The sequence below is a fragment of the Ligilactobacillus acidipiscis DSM 15836 genome (assembly GCF_001435755.1).
Classification (GTDB): Bacteria; Bacillota; Bacilli; order Lactobacillales; family Lactobacillaceae; genus Ligilactobacillus; species Ligilactobacillus acidipiscis.
This window is the reverse complement of sequence record NZ_AZFI01000081.1, coordinates 1-9,196: the sequence shown is the minus strand read 5'-3', so window position 1 is coordinate 9,196 and position 9,196 is coordinate 1. Positions and strand designations below refer to the sequence as shown.

General features: G+C 39.4%; 8 protein-coding genes. 3 read left to right on the top strand and 5 right to left on the bottom strand.

All coding sequences use genetic code 11. The annotated features are described in order from the left end of the window. The first annotated feature begins 52 nt into the window (after positions 1-52). Positions 53-739, top strand: a complete 687-nt coding sequence (locus FC65_RS06570) for a glycine betaine ABC transporter substrate-binding protein (RefSeq protein ID WP_235803092.1) — start codon at positions 53-55, stop codon at positions 737-739. A 249-nt stretch (positions 740-988) separates the two neighbouring features. Here the strand turns inward: FC65_RS06570 and FC65_RS12895 are convergent, their stop codons facing one another. The 5 genes from FC65_RS12895 to FC65_RS06555 all read right to left on the bottom strand — a co-directional run bounded on the left by FC65_RS12895 (position 989) and on the right by FC65_RS06555 (position 5,309). Beyond that, complete coding sequence (locus FC65_RS12895) at positions 989-1,186, bottom strand: DUF2207 family protein (protein ID WP_154022061.1); 198 nt, start codon at positions 1,184-1,186, stop codon at positions 989-991. Further along, positions 1,165-1,296 carry a hypothetical protein gene (locus FC65_RS12750; RefSeq protein ID WP_268869451.1) on the bottom strand — a complete coding sequence of 44 codons (132 nt, stop codon included), beginning with the start codon at positions 1,294-1,296 and terminating at the stop codon, positions 1,165-1,167. The genes FC65_RS12895 and FC65_RS12750 overlap by 22 nt, the downstream gene beginning before the upstream one ends. Before the next feature lie 158 nt (positions 1,297-1,454). After that, the gene (locus FC65_RS06565; RefSeq protein ID WP_056972010.1) at positions 1,455-1,988 is read right to left on the bottom strand and encodes a LemA family protein; all 534 of its coding nucleotides are present in this window, start codon (positions 1,986-1,988) and stop codon (positions 1,455-1,457) included. Between the two features lie 472 nt (positions 1,989-2,460). Beyond that, a complete protein-coding gene (locus tag FC65_RS06560; protein ID WP_056972009.1) occupies positions 2,461-3,942 on the bottom strand; it encodes an MDR family MFS transporter in 1,482 nt (493 codons plus the stop codon). A gap of 323 nt (positions 3,943-4,265) precedes the next feature. Further along, the gene (locus tag FC65_RS06555) at positions 4,266-5,309 is read right to left on the bottom strand and encodes a lipoyl protein ligase domain-containing protein (protein WP_235803091.1); all 1,044 of its coding nucleotides are present in this window, start codon (positions 5,307-5,309) and stop codon (positions 4,266-4,268) included. A 247-nt stretch (positions 5,310-5,556) separates the two neighbouring features. On the opposite strand from FC65_RS06555, the gene mnmE reads away from it, so the two are divergent. After that, entirely contained in the window at positions 5,557-6,951 is a 1,395-nt protein-coding gene (gene mnmE, locus FC65_RS06550) for a tRNA uridine-5-carboxymethylaminomethyl(34) synthesis GTPase MnmE (protein ID WP_056972007.1), read from the top strand. 187 nt (positions 6,952-7,138) lie between these two features. Further along, the gene (mnmG, locus tag FC65_RS06545) at positions 7,139-9,073 is read left to right on the top strand and encodes a tRNA uridine-5-carboxymethylaminomethyl(34) synthesis enzyme MnmG (RefSeq protein ID WP_056972006.1); all 1,935 of its coding nucleotides are present in this window, start codon (positions 7,139-7,141) and stop codon (positions 9,071-9,073) included. Positions 9,074-9,196: the final 123 nt, after the last annotated feature.

Here is a 9,196-nt window from a genome sequence, read left to right as displayed (position 1 = left end):
CCCAGCCTAGGTGAACAACCGCTCCGCATGAACTTGCGCAAACAGCGAGTTGATGCCAAGTTCGACAGCTGCTATGACAAGCACATTAGACAAAGCAATCAAGTATAAAGAACCAATCGTTGTGACAGCTTATCAGCCACACTGGATGTTTTCTAAATATCCGATCAAGTGGTTAAAAGATCCGAAGAACGTTTTTGGCAGAGGTGCGCACGAAGCTACGATTGCTCGTAAGGGTTTGAAGAAAGATAATCCTGGTGCGTATAAGCTCTTGCAAAATTTCCATTGGGATCTGAAGAAAGATGCTGAACCTGTCATGATGGATATCAACGGCGGCGAAGATAAAACCGTTGCTGCGCAAAAGTTTATTAAAAACAATCCTAAAAAAGTCAGCAAAATGTTGCAAGGCGTGCCCGATGGAAAAGGTAAAAAAATCAAGTTAGTTTATATGCCTTATGATTATGAAATTGCTGCTTCCAATGTGGTGGAGCAATTGTTGAAACGAAAAAATTATGATGTAACATTACAACAACTAGACGTTGAAGTTATGTGGCAAGCAATTGTTTCTGATAAGGCAGACGCTTCAGTTACTGCCGAGTTACCTTCAACACACAAGGCATTTGCTAAGAAGTATAAGGGGCAGTATGACTATGTGCGGACAAACTTGAAGGGTGCTCGGATCGGTTTAGCTGTTCCTAAATATATGAAGAATATCAACTCGATCGAGGATCTGAAAAAATAATTTGGATCGATCCTAATGGCTATCGTTAGATATATTAAACAAACTATCATCTTTTAACAGATGATAGTTTGTTTTTTTGGGGGGGTTTTGTTAGCAAAATTGGCAACTAGTCGATTCAGATCAAAACTGGTGGAGCCACCGCTACCAGTAGAGGAATATGCGATATTACTGCTGAAATTGTCAGTATAGTTGAATGGATGATCACTTGTATTATAATACTTTCATGTGCATAGACTGGGTAAACTTTGGTTAGCTGTCTTTGTCTAATATATCCAAAGCTGCAGCGGCTAATATATATTCATCCCAGAGACTGACCTCTTTAATATTTCTTTTACTTAGTAGGGAGAACTCTTCTAAATAGTTTTTTAATTGTACTATTTGCGTGCAAATTTTTATTCCCTCGTCGGTGAGCTGGTGATTGTCGTTTAATAACCATTTTGTGTCCAGTGGATCGCTTTACGGTTCTTTTTGTTGCGTGTTTTTAATGCATCAGCACTTGATTCAACTAAACTGTACTTCATGCAATAAGTATAACTGTAATCAGAAAACTTAGACATTAGTTCTTGCCAGTTAGAACCGTGGCTCAAGTATTTAGATAAGACGGGGTTCGGTTACCACATTATCTTTTTTAACACGATAAAAAACAGTGTATAATGCTTGAAGCGGTTCATGTGCATCTCTTTCAGGTTCCTGCAGCAAATTGATTTTATTCTGACTATTGCGGCATCTCCTGTTTATTTTCAGTATTTTTGAAGTAGTTTTGTTCCGTGAAACCAAAAGGACTTGCTAGAAGTGAGTTAGGAAACGTTTTGATAGCCCGGTTAAAACGTGTGACAGTATCGTTATAAATCATCCTTGATTCTCTGACTAGATTTTCATATTTATCAACTGAAGACATTGTTTGGAGATGTACGTTGCTGGCTTTTAGGTCTGGATATTGTTCGGTTAGGGCGCTGATCACCCCTAAAACATTGCTGAAGAGCTGATCATCTTGGTCAATGTCTTTGACAGAAGCATCTTGTGATACGCTGGAACGATCTTCAATAATTTTGGTTAAAGTCTTGTTTTCGTAAGTTTGGTAATTTTTAGTAGCGGTTATCAAGTTAGTCAAGGCATCCCAGCGACTTTTGATTTGAGCTGAGATCTGACTCATAGCGTTATTGGTATTTTCTCTGAATCTAATAAATTTGTTATAAGTAACGATCCCCCAGATAAGTAAAATAGCATAATAGCTATAATGGTCAGCCATAGCATATAAAACCCTCTTTCAAAACAGAGTGGAAAAACCCGCTTAGAAGATGAGCACTAGCAGCCTTTTGTCATGCGGAGCTCGACTACAAAACCAGAACAAGTTGAGATGACATAGTGAGATATTTTTGAGTATGGTAAGAAAATACTAGCAGAAATTTATTGGCTAATGATAACAGCTGGTTAATTATTTAAATAGCTTAGCACTTTTCACAAGGCGAGTACTTGAAAATTATCTAATATTCGTCAGAAAAGGCTTGGTATGTTGAGGTGTTGCCATTTATGTGCACAGTGAAGGTGTTACTATTAGTTACTTTTGCAAAATATATTTCACAAATCATATAACTAACACATTATCATTACTATTCAAAAAAACGCAAGTGAAACGATTTCGAATACAAAAAAACACCCCACAATTATTAGATTTCTATGTCTAATAATTATGGGGCACTTCGGCTCACTAGCCTTTTTCATTATTTATTATCAATGTGGTAATTTTTTTGTTTAAGTAAGTTTAGAACAAATGCTAATGCCATGCAGCCAACTGCGATCGTAAAAACATTTTGTAAACCGTTATGATAGATCTGATGCATTAATGGGATCAGTTTGTCCGGCAATTGATCTACAGTATGGGGATTGATCATTTTGTTGAACATATTAACGTTCAAATGCGCTTCTGGATGAGCGTGAATCCCATGAATCAAAGAACGATTGATAACGATCCCAAAAGCAGAAATTGAAATGCTTTGTGAAAGTGTCCGGACCAAAGTATTAAAAGATGTTGCCATCCCGACATTTTCTGGTGCAACGATACTTTGAGAAATAATTGTAGAACTTGTAACTGTGATACCAAAACCTGTTCCTAAGAACACTCCAATAATTAAAAAGGCATAAAAGGGTGTGTCCACTGGCAAGAAGACAAATACCGTACCTGAAATAACAAGCAGCCCCATACTCAACATTAATATTTTGCGTGGTGTCATCTTGCCTAAGAAGATACCTGCTAAAAATGAACCAAAGATCCATAAGATAGAACTTGGTGTTGTAGCGAAACCGGCAATTGTGGCTGGTAAGCCCAGAAGTCCTTGTGTCCATGAGGGTACGTAGACATCAAAAGCAATCAGAAAAATAGACATCATTGCTACTGCAAAATTTTGAATTACAAAAGTGCGCTTTTTAAAGAGATCTAATAAGATGATTGGATCCGCTGCTCGTTTTTCTTGTCGAATAAAGAGTATTAAACCAATAATTGCAGCTATAAAAACGCTAATTGCGGCTACGACGTTAATGTGGGTCTTGTTTAGGACTTCTACTCCATATAAGATCCCACCGATCGTCAAAGATAACCAAATAATTCCCCAGATGTCTAACTTGCCGTGGGCATAGTGTTTATCTTCGCGCAAATTGACCCAAATCAAAAGGATCGAGACCAGGCCGATCGGTACGTTGATGAAAAAGACCCATTTCCAACTTAAATTATCAACGATCAAACCACCTAAAAGCGGGGCAGCAACAGAAGCTATTCCCCAGGCTGAATTATTCAGACCCATCACTTGGGCCCGTTTATCTGGGGGATAGATGTCGGCGATGATCGTATTTGAAATAGGTAAGATCGCTCCCGCACCGATTCCTTGAACAGCACGCCAAGCAATTAACTGCGGCATGCTGGTCGATAGCCCACTTAACATTGATCCAATCAAAAAGACCAAAAGTCCAGTGATGAAGACCGGCTTTCTGCCAAGTTCATCAACTAACTTACCGTAAACTGGTGTAGATAAAGTGGTTGTTAATAAGTAGATCGAGAAAACCCAGTTCATGATCGAGATTCCTTTCAGATCTCCCACAATAGTCGGCATAGCCGTTGAAACGATCGTACCTTCGACCGCACTCAAGAAAGTGGCGATGAAAAGAGCAAAAGTAACTATTCCCTTATTTGTTTTTTTGTTTGAATTCAAAATAAAAACCCCTAGTTATTATAATTTACCAACATATTATCTTAGCATATTTAATGGTGAAAAATATATATCAATTTTGGTTGAAAATAAATAATTCCCTAAAAAATGAGGAATTTGTTTTTTCTTCGTAACTCGTAAAATATAAAGGCTGGTGTTAGTTCGTAATGATTTTTGCAAAAGTTCGATCAAATATTTGAAAGGGGCAAACTAGTACCATACGTATAATTTATGGGCGTGAATCAACGGACTTAAGGGTAGTCCAAAGTTTAATATAGAAAAATACAGATGATCAGTGATTAGGTTCTGATCATCTGTATTTTGAGTTAACCAATGATTTGATGCGTTTTTTCTGGTGCTAGTAACATTTCAGTGATTATTTGGACAAAATTTTTGTTAGAACCAAAAATTGTGAGAGTTAGTAAGGTCTCCAGTGTTTTATCATTTAAATCGGTTCCAAGCAGGACTTCTTCTAAGGCTTCGGCCGCATCTACTGTAATAGTGTTACCAAAGAATTTGATACGTGAGATTTGTTGGTTCTTTGTTGAGAAATTGACATGTAGCTGACCGTTTTTCAATTGAAGGTTCGAGTAATATTCATAACCGGGATTTTTTCCGTAATTCCAAACATCTTTCCCGTATTTTTGATCGATCAGCTTAAAGATATTTTTCCAATCTTTTTGCGTTAAATGGTAAGTTGGAATGTCCTCCATATGTTTCACGTGAAACATATGCAGTAAAAGTTCATTTTTAAAGGCCTCTGCTGACATGGACGCATATTTATTCGGCAGTAGGGGTTTTAAATTTATGATCGGTCGATCAGCTGATAAGACACCGCGTTTGACTTGATCACGTTTTTTGGGAGTCAAAGCAAGACGTGCATTTGCAATATTCATATCAAACATTAGGGTGCCGCCAGCGGCGTAGCCATCTTTACCCTTGATCATGCACATGCCAGAAAATTTATGATCATTTGCGACTAAAGCACTTTTAGCACTAACGTGACCTCCTTGAAGTCCCATTTCTTCTAAAGCAGATAAAATTGGTTCTGCAAAGTAATTATAGTCACTACAGTGATCAAAGCTGCCGCTAATAATGTTTTCAAAAATAATGTTGCCTTCGTCATGATAAACGGCTCCGCCGCCGGAAGTCCTCCTGACTAAGCTAACGTTGTTTTGCTCGAGGTAATTTAGGTCAACTTCACTAAAAGCGTTTTGTGCAGATCCGATGATCACCGATGGGCGATTAATATAACAAATCAGTCCGTGACCAGGTAATTTTAAGTCGTTGATCAAGTAGTTGTCGATCGATTGATTAACGATCGGGTCATAACAATTGTGGTTGTGAGGTGTAATATCGATTAAAAACATTTTGCTCCAGGCTTTCTTCATTTTTTTGGTTTTCTCAGAGGCGGTGGGGAAAAAAACACCGCTAATAAAGGAGTTGTACTTCTAGGTTACTTTCTTAATTATACTTGACTTTTGCATTTTTTGCTCGTATATTGTAACTAATCATTCTTATCTTAAACAGAGATAAAGTAGTCAAAGTGCTTTGTCCATGCCATTTTATTTGGCGTGGAGTGGCGCTTTTTTTGTGCCCTAAGGAGGGATTTTTAAAATGACGATGATGCAAACAACAGAATACGATACGATCGCTGCAATCTCGACCCCCCCTGGTGAGGGTGCGATCTCCATTGTGCGGATGAGCGGTGAGGAATCGTTGGAAGTTGCTGCTAAGATTTTTAAAGGAAGAAACTTACAAGATGTCCAGTCGCATACAATCAATTATGGACATGTCGTTGATCCGGAAACCAATGAAGAAATTGATGAAGTAATGGTGTCTGTAATGCGCGCACCAAGGACCTTTACGCGTGAAGATATTATTGAGATCAACTGTCATGGCGGTATTGTGCCAACTAACAAAATTTTGCAGTTATTGTTGCAAAATGGTGCTCGTTTGGCAGAACCGGGTGAATTTACTAAACGTGCTTTCTTGCATGGAAGAATTGATTTAACTCAGGCGGAATCTGTGATGGATCTGATTCGAGCTAAAACTGACCGTTCAATGAAGGTCGCATTAAATCAGTTGGATGGTAACTTGTCGAAATTGATCAAAAATTTGCGGCAAGATATTCTGGATACATTGGCTCAGGTGGAAGTTAATATTGATTATCCAGAATATGATGATGTAGAAACAATGACAACTAATATTCTAAAAGAAAAAGCTCAGGAAGTTAAGACACGTATCCAAGATCTTTTACGCACTGCCAATCAAGGTAAAATCATGCGTGATGGATTGGCAACTGCAATCGTAGGTCGGCCAAATGTCGGCAAATCTAGTTTATTGAACTATTTACTGCATGAAGATAAGGCAATCGTAACTGATGTTGCTGGGACTACCCGTGATGTGATCGAGGAATATGTCAATATTCGCGATGTGCCGTTAAAATTGATCGACACTGCCGGTATCCGTGATACAGAAGATAAAGTTGAAAAAATCGGGGTAGAACGTTCGCGTAAGGCGATCGAACAAGCCGACCTAGTGATGGTTTTAGTGAATGCCAGCGAGCCTTTGACGGAAGAAGATCGTAAACTGTTAGATCTAACTAAAGAAAAGAAACGCTTGGTGATCTTAAATAAGACGGATCTGCCGCAAAAAATCGACATGAGTGAGATCAAACAGCTGGTTGCACCTGAAGAATTATTAAGCACATCAGTTTTAAAGAATGATGGGCTAGATGAATTAGAGGAACGGATCGCAAAAATGTTTTTCAATGGGATCGAAAATTCTCAAACAACAGTCATGCTGACAAATTCACGCCACATTGCATTGTTGCATCAGGCCAAAGATTCTTTGGAGGCCGTATTGCGTGGGATAGACGAAGGAATGCCAGTAGATCTCTGTCAGATCGACATGACGGATGCTTGGGATGACCTGGGAGAAATAACAGGAGACTCGTACCAAGATGAGCTATTGGACCAGCTTTTCAGCCAGTTCTGCCTTGGAAAATAAGTGGGTGGAACAAAGCGGTTAGAAGGTGAGCATTAACGGATTTCCGCACTAGGATGCGCATTTGGCATCGTAGAGCGGAAATCAGTTAAGCACAACCTTTTGCTTTGAGGAAACGGATAAGACGAAATTTAGCACTTAGAAAATGATTTTGTTAACAGATGATATTTAAAACAGGAGAAGAGAAATTATGCAGGAAATAAAACAGTATGCCGGCAAAGATTACGATGTCATCGTGGTTGGCGCAGGACATGCAGGATGTGAAGCAGCTTTAGCCGCTGCGAGAATGGGAAACAAGACCTTGTTGATGACCATTAACTTGGAAATGGTCGCTTTCATGCCATGTAACCCTTCGATCGGTGGGCCTGCCAAAGGGATCGTTGTTCGTGAATTAGATGCCCTTGGCGGTGAAATGGGTCGTAATATTGATCAGACATATGTTCAGATGAGAATGCTCAACACGGGTAAAGGACCAGCAGTTCGCGCTTTACGTGCGCAAGCTGATAAACGCCAGTATTCGATTGAAATGAAGCATACTCTAGAAAAACAAGAAAACTTGACCTTACGTCAAGGGATCGTTGATGATCTGATCGTTGAAGATGGTGTGATCAAGGGTGTTGTCACAAATACTGGTGCTCGTTATGGTGCTAAGTCAGTTGTTTTGACAACAGGGACAGCAGCACGCGGAAAAATTATTATCGGTGAATTGATGTATTCATCTGGATCAAATAATACACAACCATCGATGAAATTATCTGGTAATCTGGAGAAGCTGGGCTTTGAACTCAAACGTTTCAAAACAGGGACACCACCACGTGTTGATGGAAATACGATCGACTATTCCAAGACTGATGAGCAGCCTGGTGATGAAACACCGCATCATTTTTCATATGAATCTAAGGATGAAGACTATCTTTCAGCCAAAGACCAAATGTCTTGCTGGTTAACATATACAAATGGTGGAACACATGAGATCATTCATGACAACTTAAATCGTGCCCCAATGTTTACGGGTGTGATCGAAGGTGTTGGACCGCGTTACTGTCCTTCGATCGAAGATAAGATCGTTCGTTTTGCTGACAAACCACGTCATCAATTGTTCTTGGAACCGGAAGGCAGAGACACGGATGAATACTACGTTCAAGGTCTTTCAACATCAATGCCGGAGGAAGTTCAGCAGCAATTTGTGCACTCGATCGCAGGTTTAGAGAATGCTGAAATGATGCGTCCGGGTTATGCGATCGAATATGATGTTGTCTCACCATACCAATTACGTCCAACACTCGAAACAAAATTAGTTTCTGGACTATATACAGCTGGCCAGACAAACGGAACTTCAGGTTATGAAGAAGCAGCTGGGCAGGGGATCATTGCTGGTATTAATGCTGGGCGACATGCTTTGGGCAAAGACGAAATAACCTTGAAGCGCAGCGATGCTTATATTGGAGTTATGATCGATGATCTAGTTACCAAAGGGACTAATGAACCATACCGTTTGTTAACTTCTCGAGCAGAATATCGCTTGATTTTACGGCATGATAATGCAGATCTGCGCTTGACAGATCTTGGTCATAAAATTGGGCTGATTTCAGATGAAAGATATGCACAGTTTGAAAACAAAAAGCAACTCATTGAAGCTGAAATGAAACGTTTGTCAAGCATTCGGATCAAGCCAAACGACAAGGTCAACGCATACCTTGCAGAACATGGCGAACACGAATTGAGAGACGGTATTTTGGCTAGCGACTTTTTGAAACGTCCATATGTCAAATACATGGATCTTCTGCAATTTATTCCAGCACCAGAAAATAAATTGGAACAGCAAAGTATTGAACAAATTGAGATCCAACTCAAGTATGCTGGGTATATTAAAAAGTCCATGCAGAAAGTTGAAAAATTAAAACGAATGGAAGCTAAAAAGATCCCTGACCGTATCGATTATGCAGCTGTTGACGGTATCGCCACAGAGGCTCGGCAGAAATTGGAAAAGATCCGTCCGGAAACTCTTGCTCAGGCAGGCCGGATCAGTGGGGTAAACCCAGCTGATATGTCGATCTTAGCTGTATATATTGAACAAGGAAAGATCGCTAAGATCGATGATGACCAAGTTCAACGCGGTGCCTAGATTCTGAATAATAGTTAAGTTGGAAACCAAAACTTTTTTTAAATAACATGAAATTTGCAAGGTTTTGTTGGTAGATAGGAAATTAAATAATGATACGCGTGGTGCTAGTTCGTCATAAAATCA